This window comes from Cupriavidus sp. 01L415 (assembly GCF_056400065.1).
In genome coordinates, this window is record NZ_JBFTSP010000004.1 from 136,569 (window position 1) to 158,447 (window position 21,879).

General features: G+C 66.4%; 21 protein-coding genes. 13 read left to right on the forward strand and 8 right to left on the reverse strand.

The features are described 5' to 3' along the window. Positions 1–6 precede the first annotated feature (6 nt). Positions 7–924, forward strand: coding sequence for an alpha/beta hydrolase (locus AC1DOX_RS10545; protein WP_441615823.1), 918 nt, complete (start codon positions 7–9; stop codon positions 922–924). Here the strand turns inward: AC1DOX_RS10545 and AC1DOX_RS10550 are convergent. The 4 genes from AC1DOX_RS10550 to AC1DOX_RS10565 form a co-directional block, all read right to left on the reverse strand. Then, a complete protein-coding gene (locus AC1DOX_RS10550; RefSeq protein WP_441615825.1) occupies positions 921–1,793 on the reverse strand; it encodes an NAD(P)-dependent oxidoreductase in 873 nt (290 codons plus the stop codon). The two genes, AC1DOX_RS10545 and AC1DOX_RS10550, sit on opposite strands and share 4 nt — an antisense overlap. An 81-nt stretch (positions 1,794–1,874) precedes the next feature. Beyond that, positions 1,875–3,029: an ABC transporter substrate-binding protein gene (locus AC1DOX_RS10555; RefSeq protein WP_441615827.1), complete on the reverse strand. Its 1,155-nt coding sequence runs from the start codon at positions 3,027–3,029 to the stop codon at positions 1,875–1,877. Positions 3,030–3,083: 54 nt separating this feature from the next. Next, positions 3,084–4,223, reverse strand: coding sequence for a methyltransferase (locus AC1DOX_RS10560; RefSeq protein ID WP_092135113.1), 1,140 nt, complete (start codon positions 4,221–4,223; stop codon positions 3,084–3,086). A 42-nt stretch (positions 4,224–4,265) separates the two neighbouring features. Next, on the reverse strand, positions 4,266–5,207 hold the full coding sequence (locus AC1DOX_RS10565) for a CysB family HTH-type transcriptional regulator (protein ID WP_477114014.1): 942 nt from the start codon (positions 5,205–5,207) through the stop codon (positions 4,266–4,268). 172 nt (positions 5,208–5,379) lie between these two features. Here AC1DOX_RS10565 and AC1DOX_RS10570 point away from each other — a divergent pair, with 172 nt between their 5' ends. The 7 genes from AC1DOX_RS10570 (at position 5,380) to cobA (ending at position 12,516) form a co-directional block, all read left to right on the forward strand. Then, positions 5,380–6,153 (forward strand): sulfite exporter TauE/SafE family protein, encoded by a 774-nt coding sequence (locus AC1DOX_RS10570; RefSeq protein ID WP_092135109.1) that lies wholly within the window; start codon positions 5,380–5,382, stop codon positions 6,151–6,153. A gap of 31 nt (positions 6,154–6,184) precedes the next feature. Next, positions 6,185–7,867: a nitrite/sulfite reductase gene (locus tag AC1DOX_RS10575; protein ID WP_441615830.1), complete on the forward strand. Its 1,683-nt coding sequence runs from the start codon at positions 6,185–6,187 to the stop codon at positions 7,865–7,867. Between the two features lie 18 nt (positions 7,868–7,885). Continuing rightward, the gene (locus tag AC1DOX_RS10580; protein ID WP_441615832.1) at positions 7,886–8,470 is read left to right on the forward strand and encodes a DUF934 domain-containing protein; all 585 of its coding nucleotides are present in this window, start codon (positions 7,886–7,888) and stop codon (positions 8,468–8,470) included. Further along, positions 8,467–9,270: a phosphoadenylyl-sulfate reductase gene (locus tag AC1DOX_RS10585; protein ID WP_441615834.1), complete on the forward strand. Its 804-nt coding sequence runs from the start codon at positions 8,467–8,469 to the stop codon at positions 9,268–9,270. Before AC1DOX_RS10580 ends, AC1DOX_RS10585 begins: the two co-directional genes overlap by 4 nt. Positions 9,271–9,295: 25 nt before the next feature. Next, on the forward strand, positions 9,296–10,255 hold the full coding sequence (gene cysD / locus AC1DOX_RS10590) for a sulfate adenylyltransferase subunit CysD (RefSeq protein ID WP_092135102.1): 960 nt from the start codon (positions 9,296–9,298) through the stop codon (positions 10,253–10,255). Between the two features lie 141 nt (positions 10,256–10,396). Further along, positions 10,397–11,701, forward strand: a complete 1,305-nt coding sequence (locus tag AC1DOX_RS10595; RefSeq protein ID WP_477101327.1) for a sulfate adenylyltransferase subunit 1 — start codon at positions 10,397–10,399, stop codon at positions 11,699–11,701. Positions 11,702–11,739: 38 nt separating this feature from the next. Continuing rightward, positions 11,740–12,516, forward strand: a complete 777-nt coding sequence (gene cobA / locus AC1DOX_RS10600) for a uroporphyrinogen-III C-methyltransferase (RefSeq protein ID WP_441615839.1) — start codon at positions 11,740–11,742, stop codon at positions 12,514–12,516. Between the two features lie 191 nt (positions 12,517–12,707). On the opposite strand, the gene AC1DOX_RS10605 is transcribed toward cobA, so the two are convergent. The 3 genes from AC1DOX_RS10605 to lptF are packed head-to-tail and all read right to left on the reverse strand — an operon-like array spanning position 12,708 to position 15,390. After that, entirely contained in the window at positions 12,708–13,094 is a 387-nt protein-coding gene (locus AC1DOX_RS10605) for a sirohydrochlorin chelatase (RefSeq protein ID WP_441615841.1), read from the reverse strand. Positions 13,095–13,111: 17 nt separating this feature from the next. After that, a complete protein-coding gene (lptG, locus tag AC1DOX_RS10610; RefSeq protein ID WP_441615843.1) occupies positions 13,112–14,275 on the reverse strand; it encodes an LPS export ABC transporter permease LptG in 1,164 nt (387 codons plus the stop codon). Next, positions 14,272–15,390: an LPS export ABC transporter permease LptF gene (gene lptF, locus AC1DOX_RS10615; RefSeq protein WP_441615845.1), complete on the reverse strand. Its 1,119-nt coding sequence runs from the start codon at positions 15,388–15,390 to the stop codon at positions 14,272–14,274. The genes lptG and lptF overlap by 4 nt, the downstream gene beginning before the upstream one ends. Before the next feature lie 164 nt (positions 15,391–15,554). On the opposite strand from lptF, the gene AC1DOX_RS10620 reads away from it, so the two are divergent. Genes AC1DOX_RS10620 through AC1DOX_RS10630 form a run of 3 tightly spaced genes read left to right on the forward strand, consistent with a single transcriptional unit; the run spans position 15,555 to position 18,083 of the window. Next, positions 15,555–17,087: a leucyl aminopeptidase gene (locus tag AC1DOX_RS10620; protein WP_441615847.1), complete on the forward strand. Its 1,533-nt coding sequence runs from the start codon at positions 15,555–15,557 to the stop codon at positions 17,085–17,087. Between the two features lie 25 nt (positions 17,088–17,112). Continuing rightward, a complete protein-coding gene (locus AC1DOX_RS10625) occupies positions 17,113–17,550 on the forward strand; it encodes a DNA polymerase III subunit chi (protein WP_092135091.1) in 438 nt (145 codons plus the stop codon). Further along, complete coding sequence (locus AC1DOX_RS10630) at positions 17,547–18,083, forward strand: hypothetical protein (protein WP_441615850.1); 537 nt, start codon at positions 17,547–17,549, stop codon at positions 18,081–18,083. The genes AC1DOX_RS10625 and AC1DOX_RS10630 overlap by 4 nt, the downstream gene beginning before the upstream one ends. A 139-nt stretch (positions 18,084–18,222) precedes the next feature. On the opposite strand, the gene ilvD is transcribed toward AC1DOX_RS10630, so the two are convergent. Beyond that, positions 18,223–19,896 carry a dihydroxy-acid dehydratase gene (gene ilvD, locus AC1DOX_RS10635; protein WP_441615852.1) on the reverse strand — a complete coding sequence of 558 codons (1,674 nt, stop codon included), beginning with the start codon at positions 19,894–19,896 and terminating at the stop codon, positions 18,223–18,225. 150 nt (positions 19,897–20,046) lie between these two features. Here ilvD and AC1DOX_RS10640 point away from each other — a divergent pair, with 150 nt between their 5' ends. Both AC1DOX_RS10640 and lgt read left to right on the forward strand, forming a co-directional pair. Next, positions 20,047–21,000 (forward strand): LysR family transcriptional regulator, encoded by a 954-nt coding sequence (locus tag AC1DOX_RS10640; RefSeq protein WP_441615854.1) that lies wholly within the window; start codon positions 20,047–20,049, stop codon positions 20,998–21,000. Positions 21,001–21,051: 51 nt separating this feature from the next. Next, complete coding sequence (gene lgt / locus AC1DOX_RS10645) at positions 21,052–21,867, forward strand: prolipoprotein diacylglyceryl transferase (protein WP_092135085.1); 816 nt, start codon at positions 21,052–21,054, stop codon at positions 21,865–21,867. Positions 21,868–21,879: the final 12 nt, after the last annotated feature.

Genomic DNA, 21,879 nt, shown 5'->3' on the forward strand with positions numbered 1-21,879 from the left:
ATTGTCATGTCAGCCCAGCCATCCCTGGCCAGTCTTGCCGAATTGCCTTCGCAGGACCCGGCGTTCTACGCCCGCGCCTACAACAACCGGGCCCTGGTGCCCGACAACGCCGTGCACATGGCGCGCTGGGCCGCCGACTCCGCACTGGTGCGTGCCGCCGCGATGTCGTTCTTCGAGGACCTGGCATACGGCGACCCCGCCTCGTCCCATGCCGACGCCGAGCGGCTCGACTACTTTCCCGCCACGCTGCGCCCCGCCGGCTCACCCGCGCCGTTGCTGATCTTCCTACACGGCGGCTATTACCGCGCGCTGGACAAGCGCGACCACAGCTTCGTGGCCAGTGTGTTGCCGCGGCGTGGCGTATCGGTGGCGGTGATCAACTATTCGCTGTGCCCGGCCGTCACGGTCGAGGCAATCGTGCGGCAGGTGGTGCAAAGCGTGGCGTGGCTCTACCGGCAGGCCGATGCACTCGGTCATGATCGCCGCCGCATCTTCCTGGCCGGCCATTCCGTCGGCGGTCATCTCGTGGCGATGCTGATGGCGGCGCTCTGGCCGCAGGTGGGCGCGGACCTGCCGGCGGACCTGGTCAAGGGCGGGCTGTCGATCAGCGGCCTGTATGACCTGGAGCCGCTGCGCCGCGCGGACTTCCTGCAAGCCGACCTGAAACTGACGGAGGCGGACGTCGCACGGTTGTCGCCGGCGTTCCTGCAGCCGGCTACCCGTGCGCCGCTGATCACGGCGGTGGGCGAGATCGAATCGAGCGAATACCATCGCCAGAACGCGCTGATCCGCGCCGCATGGCCGGATAACGCGCGCGAGGATATTCCGCTGCCGGGCCGCCACCATTTCAACGCGATGGACGACCTTGCGCACGACGGCAGCCCGCTGATTCGCGCCCTGCTGGCAATGATCGGCGGCGTCTAGGGCTGTTGCTGTTCCAGCACGCGCAGCAGGGACGACGTGTCGTCCTTGCCCCAGCCGTTGTCCATCAACTGACCCAGTTGCGCCGACGTGGCGCGCGTCGCGGGCAGGTCCAGGCCGATTTCATCGGCGATGTCCTGCGCCAGCCCGAAGTCCTTGGCGTGCAGCCGGGATTCGATGCCGGCCGCGAAGTCGCGCGCGACCATCTTCGGACCCATCATGTCCAGCATGCGGCTGGCCGCCAGCCCGGTGGACATCGCCTGGAACACCTTTGCGGTATCCACGCCTTGCGCGCCTGCAAAGCGCATCGCCTCGGCAATGCCCTCGATGTTCACCACCTGCGCGATCTGGTTGCACAGCTTGGCCACCTGGCCGGCGCCGTGGTCGCCGATATGCGTGATGGTCTTGCCGAGAACTTCCAGCAGCGGGCGCACCGTTTCCAGATTTTCCGCCTTGCCGCCGACCATGATCGTCAGCGTGCCGGCCTGCGCACCCATCGTCCCGCCCGAGACCGGGCAGTCCAGCGCCTCGATGCCGCGCGCGGCCAGCGCCGTGGCGATCTCGCGCGTGACGATCGGCGAGATGGTGCTGTGGTCGACGCAAATGGTGCCCGGCGCGGCGCCTTCGGCCACGCCATCCTTGCCGAGCAGGACCTCGCGCACATCGTCCGACGAGGTCACGTTGGTGAAGACGACCGCCGCGCCGCGGGCGGCTTCCGCGGGCGTGAAGAACGGTTCCGCGCCCAGCTTGCGGGCGGCGTCGGCGGCCTCGGCGCGACGCACGAACGCGCGCACTGTGTGGCCGGCCGCGATCAAGTGGCCGACCATCGGCGCGCCCATCGCGCCCAGGCCAATAAATGCAACTGTGGTCATGAGTGATTCCTTGAGCCGTGTTTTTTGGCTTCCTTCCGTGACATCGCGCCGTGTCTGCCCGAGGCAGGGGCGCGCGGCGGACTACTTGTCTCCCGCGTAGGCAAACTTGCCGTTGCGGACGATGCCCATTACGCGCGCGCGCTGGTCGAAGCCCTGATGGTCCTTCGCACCCAGGTTCAGCACGCCGTTGGGCACGGTGAGTTGCTGCGTGGTTTCGATGGCGTCGCGCAAGGCGTGGCGGAAGGCCGGCGTGCCGGGCCGCGCGCCGCTCTGGAGGGCGCGCCGGCTGGCATCGTCGAGGAGCTGCCATGCTCCCCATGCGTCGCCGGCAAACTGCGTCACGGTGTCCGCGCCGTACTTCGCCTCATAGCGCGTCACGAATTCAAGCGCCACCTTCTTTGCCGGATGCATATCGGGCAACTGGCGCGCAACCACCACCGGCCCGGTGGGGAACAGCGTGCCTTCCACGTCCTTGCCTCCCACGCGCAGGAAATCCCACGTGGCGATGCCATGTGTCTGGTAGATCTTGCCCTTGTAGCCGCGCTCGCCCAGCGTCTTCTGCGGCAGCACGGCCGGCGTACCGGACCCGGCCACAAGGATCGCGTCAGGATTGGCCGAGATCAGCTTGAGCACCTGGCCGGTGACCGAGGTATCGGTGCGGCCAAATCGCTCGTTGGCCACCACGCGCAGCCGGCGCACGTCGGCCATCTTCGAGAATTCGCGCCACCAGCTTTCGCCGTAGGCGTCGTTGAAGCCGATGAAACCCACGGTCTTCACGCCCTGGTTGGCCATGTGTTCCGTCAGGATCGTGGCCATCAGCGAATCGTTCTGCGGCATCTTGAAGGCCCAGCGGCGGCGCGCGTCGGTGGCGGGCTCGATGATCGCGGCGGAGGCCGCCAGCGCCACCATTGGCGTTTCCCCTTCCGCAATGGCATCGAGCGCGGCAATCGCCGTCGGCGTGATGTTGGGGCCGACGATCACGTCGACCTTTTCCTCCGAGATGAACTTGCGCACATTGCGCACCGCCGACGCGGGGTCGGAGGCGTCATCGAGGATCACATACTGCGCGCGCTGCCCGCCGAGCGTGGGCGGCCACATCTGCACGGTATTGCGCGACGGGATGCCGATTGCCGCGGCCGGCCCGGTGGTGGACAGGTCGATGCCGACGCGGATGTCGGCGTGGGCGAATCCCGCTGACAGCAGGGTCGTGACCAGCAGCAGCTTGCGCAGGAGCATGGGCGTTCTCGTCGAGCGGTGAGATCGGTGAGGCAGATGCGGGTTGAGTGCTTATTATTTGGCCGCCAGGCGCCACAGCGACGTCACCTCGGCCTTGCGGGCGGCGTGCAGCGGATCGTCGGGGTCGGTGATCTTGGGGTGGCGCGGGCGAATGTCGGAGCGGCCGAGGACCTTGAGCCCGGCGCCGTCGATCCAGCCGAGCAGTTCCTCGCGCGAGCGCAGGCCCAGGTGTTCGGCGAAGTCGGAGAGCAGCAGCCAGCCCTGGCCGGCGGGTTCCAGATGGGCGGCCAGCCCGTCCAGGAAGCCGCGCAGCATGCGGCTCTCGGGGTCGAACACGGCGTGCTCGATTGGCGAGCTCGGGCGCGCGGGCACCCAGGGCGGATTGCAGACGACCAGTGGCGCGCGGCCTTCCGGGAAGAGATCGGCCTCGATGACCTCGACGTCCTGCGCATACCCCAGCCGCTCAAGATTGGCGCGGGCGCAGCCGAGGGCGCGCGGGTCTTGGTCGGTGGCGACCACGCGGCGCACACCACGTTGCGCCAGCAGGGCGGCCAGCACGCCGGTGCCGGTGCCGATATCGAACGCCAGCTTGTCAGTGGGCAGTGGCTCCTTCGCGACGAGGTCGATGTATTCGCCGCGCACCGGCGAGAACACGCCGTACCACGGGTGCACGCGTTCACCGAGTGCCGGGATCTCCACTCCCTTCTTGCGCCATTCGTAGGCGCCGATCAGGCCCAGCAGTTCCCGCATGGACGCCACGTACGGGGCATCGGCCGCGCCATAGACCTGCGCGCAGGCTTCGGCCACATCCGGCGCGCGGCGCAGCGGCACGACGTGGCCGGCCTCGAAAGGCAGCAGCAGCATGCCAAGCGTGCGGGCGCGCTGGGATTGCGCCAGGCGATGCTTGTGGAACGCCTCGGTGGTGCTGGCGGGCGGCTTGCCCGGCCGCTTGGGCTTGCGGTCGGTCCGGCGGGCCATGGCATGCAGCAACTGGCGCGCGTTCTGGAAGTCGCCACGCCAGAGCAGGGCGACGCCCTCGCTGGCCAGCCGGAAGGCGGTGTCGGCCGGGGTCTGGTCGTCGACGATCACCACGCGCCTGGGCGGCTGCAGGCCGGCCTCGGAGCGCCACAGGGCGCTGCGTTCGGCACCGTCCTCGGTCCAGTGGATGGTGGGTAGGGAAGGGTTGGCAGACATAGTTATATAGAGAGAGCGGCGGGGCTCACGTAAATATGGCGCTTAGAGCTCATAAGCCTCGTGATCGCYGGACATCGCCTGTTCCACGAGCTTGCGGTTCAGGGTCGGCGAGAACAACTCAATGAAGGTGTAGACGAAGCTGCGCAGATACGCACCTTGCTTCACGGCCAGGTGCGTGACGTTAGTCCCGAACAGGTGGCCGGCGGGAAGGCCGCGCAGGTTGCGGTCGCGGTCCGCGTCGAACGCGACGCCGGCCACGATCCCCACGCCCAGGCCGATCTCCACGTAGGTTTTGATCACGTCGGCATCGACGGCCGCCAGCACGATGTCCGGCTGAAGCTGGCGCAGCTCGAACGCCTTGTCGATCTTCGGCCGGCCGGCAAAATTCGGGTCGTAGGTGATCAGCGGGTAGTTGGCCAGATCCTCCAGCGTCAGGTGCTTCTTTTCCAGCAACGGATGGTCGGGCGGGGTGATGACCACGTGCTGCCACTGGTAGCCGGGCAGGGACACCAGGCCCTTGTCGCCGGAGATGCCCTCCGTCGCGATGCCGATATCGGCCTGGTCATGCAGGATCATGTCGGCGATCTGCGCCGGATTGCCCTGCTGGATCGACAGCCGCACCTTCGGGTAACGCTTGGTGAACTCGCCGATCACGCGCGGCAGCGAGTAGCGGGCCTGCGTGTGCGTCGTGGCGATCGTGAAGTTGCCCTGATCCTGGGCCGCATAGTCCTTACCCACGCGTTTCAGGCTTTCCACCTCCTGCAGGATCTTTTCCACCGAGGTCAGGATACGGCGCCCGGGCTCGGTCAGGCTGCGGATCCGCTTGCCGTGCCGCGTGAAGATATCGACACCCAGCTCCTCTTCCAGCTCGATAATGGCCTTGGAAACGCCGGGTTGTGACGTATAAAGCGCCTTGGCAGCCTCCGTCAGGTTGTAGTTCTGGCGGACGGCTTCTCGGACGAAGCGAAACTGGTGCAGGTTCATATAACTTCGGGCGTATAAACAAACAACTTCTTATTAGTTTGGGATATGAGGCGAGTTTATTACGATTCTCGAACTTTGTTAATGAACGCCCTGCCCGTATTGCGTCCACGCCCAGCCTGATCCTGGCGGCGAAGCGCGGTGGACGGTAAGGCACTGTAGAGAAAAGCCCCCGATGTCCCTTGCCTATACCGTTTCCGGTCTGCTGGTAGGTCTCCTGGTTGGTCTGACCGGAGTCGGCGGGGGCTCGCTCATGACGCCGCTGCTGACGCTGCTGTTCGGCTTCTCGCCGGCCACCGCAGTCGGCACCGACCTGGCCTTCGCGTCCATCACCAAGGGCTTCGGCACCATCGCCCATCGCGCGCACGGCCACGTGCAGTGGCAAGTGGTGCGCCGCCTGTGCCTGGGCAGCCTGCCTGCGGCGCTGGCCGCGATCCTCGTGCTCAAGAGCGCGGGCGAGCTGAACGCGCAATGGCTGCACGCCATCCGCCTGACCATCGGCGTGTCCGTGCTGCTGACCGTATTGTCGCTGCTCTTCCGAAAGCAGATGCTGGCCTGGCTCGAACGCAACCCGCGCTTTCAGCTGGAAGGCCGCGCGCAGGTGGTGGCCACCGTGGTGGTGGGCGCCGTGATCGGCGTGCTGGTGACCGTGTCGTCGATCGGCGCCGGCGCGGTTGGCGCCACGCTGATCCTGCTGCTGTATCCCCATATGAAGCCGGCCGAAGTGGCCGGCACCGATATCGCCTACGCCGTGCCGCTCACGGCCGTAGCCGGGCTGGGCCACGTGTGGCTCGGCACCGTCGACTGGAATTTGCTGCTGGCGCTGCTGGTGGGTTCGATCCCCGGCATCTGGCTGGGCGCGCAACTGTCGCGGGCGCTGCCCGAACGGCTGGTGCGCGCCGCATTGGCCACCACGCTCACGCTGGTGGCCATCAAGCTCGTTTCCTAAGCATTCACCGAATACTGAACGGACCCACACCATGTATCAGTACGATCAATACGACCAGCGCATCGTCCAGGAGCGCGTTGCCCAGTTCCGTGACCAGGTGCGTCGCCGCCTGTCCGACGAGCTGACCGAGGAAGAATTCCTGCCGCTGCGGCTGCAGAACGGCCTGTACATGCAGCGCCATGCCTACATGCTGCGCGTGGCCATTCCGTACGGCCTGCTGGCTTCGAAGCAGATGCGCATGCTGGCCCACATCGCCCGCGAATACGACCGCGGCTACGGCCACTTCTCCACCCGCCAGAACATCCAGTACAACTGGATGGAGCTGGAGCGCGTGCCCGACGTGCTGGCGGACCTGGCCAGCGTGGAAATGCACGGCATCCAGACCTCGGGCAACTGCGTGCGCAACATCACCACCGACCATTTCGCTGGCGTGGCCCCGGACGAATCCGTGGACCCGCGGGTGCTGGCCGAACTGCTTCGACAGTGGAGCACGTTCCAGCCGGAATTCGCGTTCCTGCCGCGCAAGTTCAAGATCGCCATCTCGGCCTCGGCCGATGACCGCGCCGTAGTGCAGATGCACGACATCGGCATCTACGCCTACCGGAACGCGCAGGGCGAGACGCGCCTGCGCATCTTGGCCGGTGGCGGCCTGGGCCGTACGCCGATCCTGGGCACGGTCATCAAGGACGACCTGCCGTGGCAGCACTTGCTGACCTACGTCGAGTCGGCGATCCGCGTGTACAACCGCTATGGCCGCCGCGACAACAAGTACAAGGCCCGGATCAAGATCCTGGTGAAGGCCATCGGCGCCGAGAAGTTCGCCGCCGAGGTCGAGGAAGAATGGCAGCACAGCAAGGACGGCCCGGCCACGATCACGCAGGCCGAGTTCGACCGCGTGGCGCAGTACTTCCAGCCGCCCGCCTACGAGAAGCTGCCGGACACCGATACCTCGTTCGAAAACCACCTGCTCGAAGACAAGGCCTTCGCGCGCTGGGTCAGCCGCAACGTGCACGGCCACAAGGTGCCGGGCTACGCAGCGGTGACGCTGTCGACCAAGCCGGGTCCGGTCTCGCCCCCGGGCGATGCCACCGACAAGCAGATGGACACCGTGGCCGACCTGGCCGACCGTTACGGCTTTGGCGAACTGCGCGTGGCGCACGAACAGAACCTCGTGCTGCCGGACGTGAAGAAGCGCGATCTGTTCGCGCTGTGGCAGGAAGCGAAGAAGGCTGGCCTGGCCACAGCCAACATCGGCCTGCTGACCGACATCATCGCCTGCCCGGGCGGCGATTTCTGCTCGCTGGCCAATGCCAAGTCGATCCCCATCGCGCTGGCGATCCAGGAGCGTTTCGACGATCTCGACTACGTCTACGACCTGGGCGAGATCTCCCTGAACATCTCGGGCTGCATCAACGCCTGCGGCCACCATCACGTGGGCAACATCGGCGTGCTGGGCGTGGACAAGGATGGTTCCGAGTGGTACCAGGTCACGCTGGGCGGTGCCCAGGGCAACAAGTCGGCGCTCGGCAAGGTCATCGGCCCGTCGTTCAGCGCCGAGGAAATGCCTGAAGTGATCAGCCGCATCATCGATACCTTCGTCGCTCACCGTGTCGAGGACGAGCGCTTCATCGACACGCTTGGCCGTATCGGCATCGCCCCGTTCAAGGAGCGTGTGTACGCCGACAAGCAGCGCGAAGAACGCGCCGAAGCCTGAAGACCGGAGAGACTGAACATGGCAAAGATCATTCAACTGCAACGCGATGCCGCCGAGGTCCGTCCCGTCATCGTCGACGACAACTGGACCGTGCTGCGTGCCGCCGAGGGCGAGACGCTCGACGAAGCGAAGGTAGCCGCCGCCGCGCAAGGCCAGGACGCCGTGCTGTTCCCGCTGTCGGTGTGGCGTGCGCACGAAGCCCTGCTGGCTGGCCGCGACAAGGCCATCACCGGCGTGTGGCTGGCACCGGAAGACGAACCCGGCGATGCGGAGGCCGTTCTCGACCGCGTCTCGCTGGTGGCCGTGGATTTCCCGGTGTTTCGCGATGGACGCGGCTTCTCGACGGCATACCTGCTGCGCACCCGTTATCACTGGGCCGGTCAGCTGCGCGCCATCGGCGATGTGCTGCGCGACCAGCTCAACTTCATGAAGCGCTGCGGGTTTGACGCCTTCGCGGTGCGTGCCGACAAGAACATCGATGACGCCATCAAGGGCTTCACCGAATTCACCGTGGCCTACCAGGCCTCCGTGGACGAGCCGCTGCCGCTGTTCCGTCGCGCGCGCGCCGACGTGACGGCCGGCAGCACCCGGGGCGCGGCATGAGCACTGCGCTTTCCGACATCTCCGTGGTGGAAGAGGCGGCCACGTCGACCCTGCGCCCCCCAACGCTGTGGTCGATGCCGCTCTACACCGGCACGGTGGAGGCGCTCGAGGCCAAGGAACGCGCGCTGGCCGAACGTCTGGCCGGTATCGCCGGGCGCTTCTTCCGTGCGCGCTTTGCCACCAGCCTGGCCGCCGAGGACATGGTGCTGACCGACGCGATCCTGCGTGGCTCCGACGCCGTGCGCGCCGGCGTACGCGTGTTCACGCTGAACACGGGCCGCCTGCACGCGGAGACGCTGGCCGTGCTGGATCAGGTCGAGTCGCACTACGGCTACACGATCGAGCAGTTCACGCCCGATCAGGAAGCCGTGGACAACTACGTGAAGAAGAATGGCCTGAACGGCTTCTACGACAGCGTGGACCTGCGCAAGGACTGCTGCGGCATCCGCAAGGTGGAGCCGCTGAATCGCGCGCTGTCGCATGCCGATGCATGGATGACGGGCCAGCGCCGCGAGCAGGCCGTCACGCGCGCCGAGCTGCCGTTCGAGGAACTGGACGAAGCACGCGGCATCCCCAAGTTCAATCCGCTGGCCGACTGGACCGAAGCCGAGGTGTGGGCCTACCTGGTGCGCCACAACGTCCCGGTCAACGCGCTGCATGCCAAGGGCTACCCGAGCATTGGCTGCGAGCCGTGTACGCGGGCCGTCAAGGCCGGCGAGGATGTGCGCGCCGGACGTTGGTGGTGGGAGAGCAAGGACTCGAAAGAGTGCGGCCTCCACGAGCAGAACATCAAGCATTAAACAGATAACTGAGGCCAGGAACGACATGGGCATCATGAACGACATCGCAGACGCAGGCGTTGAACACCTGCTTCAGGTCCAGAACGACCACCTCGACCGGCTGGAAGCCGAATCGATCTACATCATCCGCGAGGTGGTGGCCGAGTGCCGCAACCCGGCGCTGCTGTTCTCCGGCGGCAAGGACTCGATCGTCATGCTGCACCTGGCGCTGAAGGCTTTCCGCCTGGGCGACCGCAAGGTGGAGCTGCCGTTCCCGCTGGTGCATATCGACACCGGCCACAACTATCCAGAAGTCATCGCGTTCCGTGACCAGCGCGTGGCCGAACTGGGCGCGCGCCTGGTGGTGGGCCATGTGGAAGATTCCATCAAGCGCGGCACCGTGCGCCTGCGCAAGGAAACCGATTCGCGCAACGCCGCGCAGGCCGTGACGCTGCTGGAAACCATCGAGGCGAACAAGTACGACGCGCTGATGGGCGGCGCCCGCCGCGACGAAGAGAAGGCCCGCGCCAAGGAGCGCATCTTCTCGTTCCGCGACGAGTTCGGCCAATGGGACCCGAAGGCCCAGCGCCCGGAACTGTGGAGCCTGTACAACGCACGCATGGCGCAGGGCGAACAGATGCGCGTGTTCCCGATCTCCAACTGGACGGAGCTGGACGTGTGGCAATACATCGCCCGCGAGAACCTGGCCCTGCCGCCGATCTACTACGCGCACCAGCGCGAAGTGGTGCGCAAGAACGGCCTGCTGGTGCCGGTGACGCCGATCACGCCGAAGCAGGATGGCGACGAAAGCGAAGTGCTGTCGGTCCGCTTCCGTACCGTGGGCGACATCAGCTGCACCTGCCCGGTGGCCAGCACCGCCGCCACGCCGGTGGAGATCATCGCCGAGACCGCGGTGACCGAGATCACCGAACGCGGTGCCACGCGCATGGACGACCAGACCAGCGAGGCATCGATGGAGCGCCGCAAGAAGGAAGGCTACTTCTAAAATCGGATGCATAGACGGGCACGGCGCGTGGTTGCGCGAGTGCTCGTGTCCCGCAGTACACGTCGCCCTCGCGCGCCTGGCGCCGTATCCCATCCATGCGCCGGAGCAAGCGGCGTGGGGCGAATGAACAAGGAATTTCCAATGTCGCACGAATCTCAACACCAGGGCCTGCTGCGCTTCATCACCGCCGGGTCTGTCGATGACGGCAAGAGCACGCTGATCGGCCGCCTGCTGTACGACAGCAAGGCCGTGCTGTCCGACCAGCTGACCGCGCTGGCCAATGCCAAGAACAAGCGCACCGCGGGCGAGCAGATCGACTTCTCGCTGCTGACCGACGGCCTGGAAGCCGAGCGCGAGCAGGGCATCACGATCGACGTGGCGTACCGTTATTTCTCCACCGCGCGCCGCAAGTTCATCATCGCCGATACCCCGGGGCATGAGCAGTACACCCGCAACATGGTGACGGGCGCTTCCACGGCGCACGCCGCCATCGTGCTGGTGGATGCCACGCGCGTGACCGTCAAGGACGGCCGTGCCGAATTGCTGGCGCAGACCAAGCGCCATTCGGCCATCCTGAAGCTGCTGGAGCTGCAACACGTGATCGTGGCCATCAACAAGATGGATCTGGTCGAATTCAGCGAGCAGCGCTTCAACGAGATCCGCACCGCCTATCGCGAACTGGCGGACCAGCTCGGCCTGAAGGACGTGCGTTACGTGCCGGTGTCGGCGCTGCGTGGCGACAACATCGTGCATGCCAGCGAAGCGATGCCGTGGTACCAGGGTGAGCCGCTGCTGCCGCTGCTGGAGGCCCTGCCCGTGGAAGATGTGGCCCCCGAGGGCGATGCCGCGCTACGGTTCCCGGTGCAGCTGGTGGTTCGCCAGGACGGCGCGCAGTCCGACGATTTCCGCGGCTACGCGGGCCGTGTCGAAGCCGGCACCGTGCGCGTCGGCCAGAAGCTGCGCGTGCTGCCGGTCAACCGTGAAGCGGTGGTGGCGGAAGTGCTGACGCCGAATGGCGCGGCCGATTCGGCCAGCGCCGGCGACACGGTGACGGTACGTCTGGCGGAAGACGTCGATGTGTCACGCGGTGACATGTTCGTCGCCGCCGAGGCCACGACGGTGTCGGCCAAGAAGCTGACGGCCGACCTCTGCTGGTTCGACGATGAGTCGCTGAACCCGTCGCGCAAGTACGTGCTCAAGCACACCACGGCTAGCGTGTTCGCGCGCATTTCGGCGGTGGATCGCGTGCTGGACGTGCACACGCTGTCGCACGAGACCGGCCGGCACGACATCCGCCTGAACGATATCGGTTCGGTGCAGATCTCGCTGCAGAAGCCGATCGTGTGCGATGCCTACGGCGACAACCCCGCCACGGGCGCGTTCGTGCTGATCGACGAGGCCACCCACCACACCGTGGCGGCCGGCATGATCCGTGCATACTCCTGATCTGAACAGGTCAGACAGTAAGCGGAACGAGGATTGAGATGAACAAGCAGCAGGGCAAGGCGGCCGGGAAGGTGTACCTGATTGGTGCAGGCCCCGGCGCGGCCGACCTTATTACGGTGCGTGGTGCACGACTGTTGGGCGAGGCCCAGGTCGTGCTGCATGATGCGCTGGTGTCCCCGGAGATGCTGGCCTGGTGTCCCCAGGCCCAGCTCGTCGAGGTGGGCAAGCGCTGCGGCCAGCGTTCCACCGCGCAGCTGTTCATCAACCGCCAGATCGTCGACCTGGCCACCAAGTACGAACGCGTGGTGCGCCTGAAGGGCGGCGATCCGATGCTGTTCGGCCGTGCCGACGAGGAACTGCAGGCGCTGGAAGCGGCTGGCATCGAGTACGAGGTGGTGCCGGGCATTACGGCGGCGCTCGCAGCGGCCAGCGCGATTGCCCGGCCGCTGACGAAGCGCGGCGTGTCGCGCAGCGTGGCGTTTGCGACGCAGGCCAAGGCTGCCGACGCCGTGGACGTGGAAGCCGATGTGAAGGCCGACACCATCGTCTACTACATGGGGCGGGACCAGGCCGCCAATATCGCGACGCAGCTGATCGCGCGCGGCAAGCCGGCATCGACGCCGGCTTGGGTGGTGGAAGCCGCCACCACGCCCCGGCAGCGCAGCCGGCAGTTCACGCTGCGACAGATGGCCGTTGGCGAGGCCGCACACTGGATGGACCCGGTGCAGCCGAGTCTGCTGATGATCGGCGAGGCATTGGGAACGCGGGCGACCGAGGTCATCGAGCCCCACGAGCACGGCGAGCGCGCTGCCTGAGGATTTCGCAGAAGGCGGATAGCGGAAAGCAGAAAGCAGAAAGGCCAGAGTCAGGACTCTGGCCTTTTTTGTTGTTGCCGGTTGTGTGCCGCTCGTTGCCGGTTGTTGTCAATTGCACGTCGGTTGTGCGTCCCTTGTGCGCCGCGCTGCCCCGACAGGGCGCTTTCGCAAGATGGCGAGGGACCCGGCGTTCAGCTCGTCAGCGCCCCGGCGCAATACGCCGCGATGGCATCCAGCACGCTCTCCGCTTCGCCGACGGCGGCTACGCTGCGAATCTGCAGCGCGGGGTACTGCTGGCGGCACTGGTCGATCAGCGCCGGCAGGTCGCGGCGCAGGTGGCCGCCTTGCCCGAAGAAGACGGGTACCACCGTGATGTCGGTCGCGCCCGTGCCGGCCAGCTCCGCCAGCGCGTCCGGCAGCGCCGGCGTCATCAGTTCCAGGAACGCCAGACGCACGGCGCATTGGGGCAGCAGGGCGGCCAGCTTGGCGTGCAGGCGGTCGAACGGCTCGCGCCAGCGGGCATCGCGCGCGCCGTGTGCAAACAGTACGAGGCCCTGTGTGCCGGTGGGTGTCGTCATGGCGCGGCCATCCGGGCTCAGTGGCGATCCACCCAGCGCAACGCCGTCAGCCCCACCATGAGGTATAGCGTGCCGGGCACCAGCGCCGAGACGATCGGCGGCCACGTGTGCAACAGGCCGACGTGCGAGAACAGCGTGTTGGACAGGTGGAACGACAGGCCCAGCATGATGCCGCCGAACACCTTCACCCCCACCGCGCCGGCACGGGCATGCAGATAGGCGAACGGCAGGGCCAGCGCCACCATCACGAACAGCGTGAGCGGGTAGACCACCTTTTTCCAGAACGCGATCTCGTAGCGCTGGGTGTCCTGCTTGTTGTCGCGCAGGTGGCGGATGTAGCGGAACAGGTCCACCGTGGACATGCGCTCCGGCGTCACCAGCAGCACGGAAAGGATCTGGGGCGTCAGTTCCGAATGCATGACCATGTTCGGGAACTTGGCCTGCTCCGCGCGGAAATCCGGCGCCAGTGCGTCACGATTGCCGCCTTCCTGATGCGGCAGTTCGAAGAAGCGCGTCTCGTTGACGTTGTTGAGTTGCCAGGACTGGCCGCCCTGATAGCGGCCTTCCTCCGCCACGCGAATCACGCGCAGGCGATAGTCCTTGTCGAACTCGTAGATCGTGATGCCATTGATGCTCTGGTCGGGCTTCAGGCCCTGCACGTTGACGAAGCGGGTCACCTCGCTGCCAGCGCCTTCGGGCGTGTTGTCCTTGTCGCGATCCTTGACCCAGACCCCGGACCGGAAGCCCGCCGACACCGTGGCGCCGATGGCCTCCAGCTTGATCTTCTGGGCATATTGCTCGGCCGCCGGGCCGATGAACTCGCCGAAGATGAACGTCGTGACGGCCAGCGGAATCGCCAGCTTGAACAACGAGAACAGCGCCTGGCGCGTATTCAGGCCGGCAACGCGGAAGATCGTGAACTCGGACTGGCTGGCCAGTTGCGAGAACACGTAGATCGCGCTGATCAGCACCGCGATCGGCAGGACCTCGTAGATCCGCGTGGGGGCTTCCAGCATCACGTGGAAGAACGCGATCAGCGAGGTATAGCGACCCTGCACGCTCTCCAGCTCGCTAAGCATGTCGAAGAACACGAACAGCGCCAGCACGGCGAACAGGATGAAGAAGAAGACGCCGTAGATCAGGCGGGCGAAATAGCGCTCGTAGACGTACAGCACCCTCATGCCTTGCCTCCCGCCTGCTTGCGGCCAAGGCCGAAGACGGCGCGCCAGCCACCCAGGCTGCGGTTCTGCCGGTAGCGGAACAGCATGAGCGCCCCCAGGAAGACGGCCAGGTGGATCGGCCACAGCGCCATCCAGAACGAGAGCGATCCGGAGCGCACCCATGCCTGGGACAGGTTGATCATGTTGGAGTACGTCAGGTAGATCAGTACCGCAAAGACCAGTGGCGTGTACCGGCCAAGGCGCGGGTTCACATACGCCAGCGGGATCGCAATCATCACAAAATTAAAGGCCAGGATCGGCAGGGAAATACGCCAGAGTAGTTCGCCCAGGTTCTCCCGCGTCGGGTTGCGGATCAGGTCGAGCGTGTAGCGGCTCTTCGCGGGCATGTCCGCCTCGGTCTCGGGCGGCTTGTTGTCCACCTTGACCGCGTAGCGGTCGAATTCCAGGATGCGGTAGTTCAGCTGGCCCGGGGTGCCCGCGTAGCGGCGGCCGTGCTCCATGACCACGAGGCGGTCCCCGTTGGGCATGGTCTCGAACTGGCCCTGGTGGGACAGCGCCACGCCGATCTTGTTGGCCTCGGCGTTGGCCACGAACACGTTGCGCGCGTGTTTCATGTCGCCGTCGATGCCTTCGATGAACAGCACGTAGGTGCCGTTGGCCGGCTCGATGAAGCGGCCCGAGGCGATCATCGACAGCACGCCGCGCTGCTGGAACCGGTCACGGAACAGAGAACTTTGCTGATTGGCCCACGGCCACGCGAACATGCCCAGCAGCAGGGCCATGACGAAGAATGGCGCGGCGAACTGGAGCACGGGCTTGACGAAATCGCGCAGCGAAATCCCGGCCGAGAACCACACCACCATCTCCGAATCCTTGTACCAGCGGGTCAGGACGATGAGCGTGGAAATGAACAGCGTGGCGGACAGCAGGATCGACAGGTAGCCGATGGTCGCCAGGCCGATGAGCATCAGCACGTCGTTGGGACTGGCCTTGCCATTGGCGGCCATCCCGAGGATGCGGATCACAAGCGACGTGAGCATGAAGGTCAGCATCACCAGGAACACCGCACCGGCGGTGTAGGCGAGCTCACGTCGCAGGGCTTGTTGAAAGATCATGCGGAATCGCTTCCGGCTGCCGGCCGGAGCGGGCGATGTACCGGGGGCCGAGGGACTGGCAGGACCGCGGGCTGTCAGCGTGGCGGATCGGCGGCGGCGGATCGCGGATGAAAATCGCGGATAATGGGGGCTTTCTTTTCGACGAGCCCCTGGAAGGAAGCGCGATGGAATTTAGCACAAAAGCCCTGGATTGGAGCAAAGCCGGCCAAAATGGTTTCCTGGCCACGAAGACCGACTGCCTGGTGGTTGGGCTGTTCGAAGGCCAGAATCTGGCCGGCGTGGCCAAGGCGCTGGACGTTGCCACCAAGGGGCTGGTGGGCCGTCTGGTCAAGCAGGGCGACTTCGAAGGCAAGCGCGGCACCCAGGTGATGCTGCCCGAGGTGTCGGGCATCGGTGCCGCCCGTGTCCTGCTGGTAGGCCTGGGCAAGGAGGCCGAGTTCTCCGACAAGGCCTTTGCCGAGGCCGTGCGCACCGCCATGCGTGCGCTGTCCGGCACGCGCGCCACTTCCGCGCTCTGGTGCCTGGCCCAGCAGCCGCCGCAGCAGCGCGACGTGGCCTGGGCCGTGATCACCACGATCACGCTCGTGCGCGACGCCGGCTACCGCCTGCTGGAGCGCCATCCCGAGCTCAAGCGTGCGCCCAAGGGCGCCGCCGCCAACGACAAGCCGTCGCTGCGCAAGATCGTGCTGGCCGTGGATGCCGACAACGCCAAGGCGGCCACGCAGGCCGTGGTGCGCGGCACCGCCATCGCCAACGGCATGGAACTCACGCGCGACCTGGGCAACCTGCCGTCCAACATCTGCACGCCGACCTACCTGGCCAACACTGCCCGCGGCATCGCCAAGCGGCACAAGCTCAAGGCCGAGATCCTGGGCCGCAAGCAGATCGAGGCGCTGAACATGGGCGCCTTCCTGGCCGTGACCAAGGGTAGCGTGGAGCCGCCGCAATTCATCGTCCTGCGCTATGACGGCGCCAGCGCCAAGCAGGCGCCGGTGGTGCTGGTGGGCAAGGGCATCACCTTCGATACCGGCGGCATCTCGCTCAAGCCGGGCGAGGGCATGGACGAGATGAAGTACGACATGTGCGGCGCGGCATCCGTGCTGGGCACGATCCAGGCGGTGGCCGAGATGGGCCTGAAGCTGAATGTCGTCGCCGTGGTGCCGACCTGCGAGAACATGCCGAGCGGCATCGCCACGAAGCCGGGCGACGTGGTCACCAGCATGTCCGGCCAGACCATCGAAATCCTCAACACGGATGCCGAAGGCCGCCTGATCCTGTGCGACGCGCTGACCTACGTGGAGCGCTTCAAGCCTGCCGCCGTGGTCGACGTGGCCACGCTGACCGGCGCGTGCATCATCGCGCTGGGCCATGTGAACAGCGGCCTGTTCGCGCGCAGCGACGTGCTGGCCGACCAGCTGCTCGACGCCGGCCGCAAGGCGATGGATACGGCCTGGCGCCTGCCGCTGGACGACGACTACCAGGACCAGCTCAAGTCCAACTTCGCTGACATGGCCAACATCGGCGGCCGCCCGGCCGGCAGCGTCACGGCGGCCTGTTTCCTGTCGCGCTACACGGAAAAGTATGACTGGGCGCACCTGGATATCGCCGGGACGGCCTGGAAGAGCGGCGCAGCCAAGGGTGCCACGGGCCGGCCGGTGCCGCTGCTGACGCAGTTCCTGATGGACCGCGCGTCTTAATATCGCCATAGAGCAGGTAGCCGGGATGACTCGCATCGACTTCCACAGCAACGTGCCGGACACGCTGGCCTATGTCTGCCGGCTGGTCCGCAAGGCGTATGGTGCCGGCCAGAAGGTGGTCGTGCACGGTACGCCGCAGCAGCTGTCGCAACTGGACGCGCGGCTGTGGTCGTTTTCGCCGCTGGACTTCCTGCCGCACTGCGGGCTGGACAGTCCGCACGCGGCCGTGACGCCGATCATCCTGGCCGCCACGCTCGATGGCGTGCCGCACCACCAGTTGCTGGTGAACCTGGCGGAGCAGGCGCCCGCGCAGTTCGCCAGCTTCGAGCGCCTGATCGAGGTGGTCGGCATCAGCGCGGAGGCCCGCGACGCCGGGCGCGAGCGTTATCGTTTCTATCGTGAGCGGGGATATCCGCTCACGCACCATGACATTGGCCAGTCCGCCAAAGGAGAGTCCGCATGAGCGAACGCACGACCTCGCGGGTGATTCCGCGGCTGGGCCCGAACGACAGCGTGCCGCTGCTCACGGAAGTCATCGAACTGCCCGACGCCGTATTCGAGGCGCCCGCCGTGGCGCCAGCTTCGACCCCTCAACCCGCATCGCACCCGGCACACCCGCAGCAGGCGACGGTCATCGATACCGCCGACATGCCCGAGTCGGGCCTGGTGACGGCGGTGGGGGACACGGAATTGGCGCCGATCGAGGACGCCGCCGCGCCCGAGGCGCATGCCGCGATCATTGACCCGGCGCCCTTCCTGCCGGGCGAAGACGACCTGCGCGCGGTGCGCACGGAATTGCTGACGCGCGTGATGATGCGGTTCCGCACCGAATGGCCGCAGGTGGTCGAAGCCCACACGGAGGCCACGCTGCAATCGCGCCTGGCACCGCTGACGGCGCAGCTCGCCACCGAGCTGACGCAGGCGCTGGAGGCGCGGCTGGTGGAGTGGCTGGACGCCACGCTGGAAGAGATCGAGCGGGATCCGGGCGGGCTCTGACGGGGGCCGGGCCCCGGGCCTGGATGCCTTGTCCGTACGAACGCCACGAAAAAAGGCCTGCGAAATCGCTTCGCAGGCCTTTCTTGTTTTCAGCGCTTCCGACAATCAGTCGGACGATCAGTCCGGCATCAGCCAGGCATCAGTCCGTCACGGCGCCCTTGCTGGCCGTCGATGCCAGCTTCGAGAACTTGGCCAGCACGCCACGCGTGTAGCGCGGTGCCGGCTGCTTCCAGGCTGTGCGGCGCTTGGCCAGTTCCTCGTCCGGCACGTTCAGTTGCAACAGCAGCTTGTGTGCGTCGATGGTGATGGAATCGCCTTCCCGCACCAGTGCGATCGTGCCGCCCACGAACGCTTCCGGCGCCACGTGGCCAACCACCATGCCCCAGGTGCCGCCCGAGAAGCGGCCGTCGGTGATGAAGCCCACGGATTCGCCCAGGCCCTTGCCGATGATGGCCGACGTCGGGGCCAGCATTTCCGGCATGCCCGGACCACCCTTCGGCCCCAGGTAACGCAGCACCAGGATGTCGCCGGCCTGGATCTTGTCGGCCAGGATCGCATCCATCGCACTCTGTTCGTCCTCGAACACGCGGGCCGGGCCGGTGATGACCGGGTTCTTCAGGCCGGTGATCTTGGCCACCGCGCCTTCCTCGGCCAGGTTGCCCTTCAGGATTGCCAGGTGGCCCTTGGCGTAGAGAGCCTTGTCGATCGGCAGGATGACGTCCTGGTCAGCGCGGGGCTGGTCGGGCACGTGTTCCAGTTCCTCGGCCAGCGTGCGGCCGGTGATGGTGAGGCAGTCGCCATGCAGCAGGCCGGCGCGCAGCAGGATCTTCATCACTTGCGGGATGCCGCCCGCGCGGTGCAGGTCGGTGGCCACGTACTGGCCCGAGGGCTTCAGGTTGCAGATCACCGGCACGCGCAGACGGATGCGCTCGAAATCGTCGATGGTCCATTCCACTTCAGCCGAATGGGCGATGGCCAGGTAGTGCAGCACGGCGTTGGTCGAGCCGCCGGTCGCCATGATCAGCGTCACGGCGTTTTCGATCGATTTGCGCGTGATGATATCGCGCGGCTTGATGTCCTTCTTGATGGCTTCGACCAGCACGCGGGCGGACTCGGCGGCGCTGTCGACCTTTTCCTGGTCCGGATTGGCCATCGTCGACGAGTACAGCAGCGACATGCCCAGCGCCTCGAACGACGAGCTCATCGTGTTGGCGGTGTACATGCCGCCGCACGAACCCGTGGACGGGCAGGCGTTCTTTTCCACGCCTTCGAAGTCTTCCTGGCTCATGCGGCCGGCGGTGAATTCGCCCACGGCCTCGAACGACGACACGATGGTCAGGTCCTGGCCCTTCCACTTGCCCGGCTTGATGGTGCCGCCGTACACGTAGATGCCCGGCACGTTGGTGCGGGCCAGCGCGATCATGCCGCCCGGCATGTTCTTGTCGCAGCCGCCGATGACGACCACGCCGTCCATCCACTGGCCCTGGGCCGCGGTCTCGATGCAGTCGGCGATCACCTCGCGCGAGATCAGCGAGTACTTCATGCCCTCGGTGCCCATCGACATGCCGTCCGAAATCGTCGGCGTGCCGAAGATCTGCGGGTTGGCGCCGGAGGTCTTCACGGCGTCCACGGCGGCGTCGGCCAGGCGTTGCAGGCCGGCGTTGCAGGGGGTGATCGTGGAATGGCCGTTGGCGATGCCGACCATCGGCTTGTCGAAGTCTTCCTTCTCATAGCCGAGCGCGTAGTACATCGACCGGTTGGGGGAGCGCGCGACGCCCTGTGTGATGTTTTTGGAACGTTTGTTGAAAGCCATGATGGGGTCTCTCCGGGGGGATTCCGGGGCGCAGCGGCCAGTCGAGGCGCGCGCCCGCCGTGTTGTGGGCAAGAGAATGCCGCTTGCGTTTTGTGGTGTCAAATATATTATTTGACCTTCATTGAGTCGAAAAACATATCAGGAGCCCGTGTGGACTTGCGTCAGCTGCGGTACTTCGTCACGGTGGCGGAGGAGTTGCATTTCGGCCGCGCCGCGCGCCGGCTGGCCATGACACAGCCACCGCTGTCGCAGCAGATCCAGGCGCTGGAGGAGGAAATCGGCGTCCAGCTGTTCGCCCGCACCCGGCGCTCCGTGATGCTCACGCCTGCCGGCCAGCAGTGGCTGCCCGAGGTGCGCCGCGTACTGGCCGATGCCGCCGCGTTGCCAGGGCTCGCCCAGCGGCTGGCCCGGGGGGAAATCGGGTCGCTGGCGCTGGCGTTCGTCAGCACTGCCGACTACGGGATCCTGCCCGAACTGCTGCGGCATTTCCGCGCACGTCACCCGGAGGTCCAGCTGCAATTGCGCGAAGCCACGAGCGATGTCCAACTGGAGGCGCTGATCGATGGAACCATCGACGCGGGCCTGGTCATCCGCCCGCAATTGCTGACGATGCCGCACGGGCTCTCCTACCTGCCGCTGGTGCGCGAGCCCCTGGTGCTGGCCGTGCCCGACGGCTGGCGGCCCGCCGGCCGCGACGCGGACGCGACGACGCTGCAGGCCGTGTCCCTGCGCGAGGCCGCGCACGAGCCGCTGATCATCTTCCCGCGGCGAAGTGCGCCGGCGTTTTATGACATCATTACGGGCTACTACGCGCGCGACGGCCTGGTGCCCGTGATTGCCCAGGAGGCGATCCAGATGCAGACGATCGTCAGCTTGGTCTCGGCTGGCATGGGCGTGGCACTGGTGCCCGCGTCGCTGTGCAATTTGCGGCGGACGGGGGTGTCCTACCTGGCGCTGCGCGATGCCGGGCCGGAGATCGAAACGGGGCTGGTCTGGCGCGAAGGCGCGGCCGGCGTGGCACCCGTGCTGCGGTCCTTCATCGACATTGCCACGGGGCTCGCCACCGCCATCGGGCTGACGCACGATGCTGGCATAACGTCATAGCCGGACCGTCCGCGCCGCCAACCACAACATCCAGCCACTTTCACGACAGCCATGCTCGTTCATCCGCAATTCGACCCGGTCGCCATCCATCTGGGGCCGCTGGCCATCCGCTGGTACGGCCTCATGTACCTGGCCGGCTTCATCATGTTCCTGTGGTTTGGCCGCCTGCGCATCCGCCAGCCGCACATCGCGGCGCGCGGTTGGGTCACGCGGGACCTGGACGACATGCTGTTCTACGGTGTGCTCGGGGTCATCCTGGGCGGCCGGCTTGGCTACGTGCTGTTCTACAAGCCGAGCTACTACCTCACGCATCCGCTGGAGATCTTCAAGGTCTGGGAAGGCGGCATGGCATTCCACGGTGGCTTCCTGGGCGTGCTCGTCGCAATGTGGGTGTTCTCCAAGGTGCGGCGCCGGCATTGGATGGAAGTCACCGATTTCATCGCGCCAATGATTCCGTGCGGCCTGGCAGCGGGACGGATCGGCAATTTCATCAACGGCGAACTCTGGGGCCGCCCGACCGACCTCCCGTGGGGGATGATCTTCCCGCAGGCTGGCGACAACATTCCCCGCCACCCGTCGCAGCTCTACCAGTTCGCGGGGGAAGGCGTCGCGTTGTTCATCATCCTGTGGCTGTTCGCCCGCAAGCCGCGGCCGATGGGTGCCGTGTCGGGGGCGTTCCTGATCGGCTACGGCGGTTTCCGCTTCCTGGCCGAGTTCGCGCGCGAGCCCGACACTTTCCTCGGGCTGCTGGCGCTGAACTTCTCGATGGGGCAGTGGCTCAGCCTACCGATGATCCTGATCGGCGTGCTGTTGATGGTGTGGGCCTATCGCCGCCAGGCAGGCGCAGCCGCAGGGGCCGCGCGCTGATGTCCTCGCCGG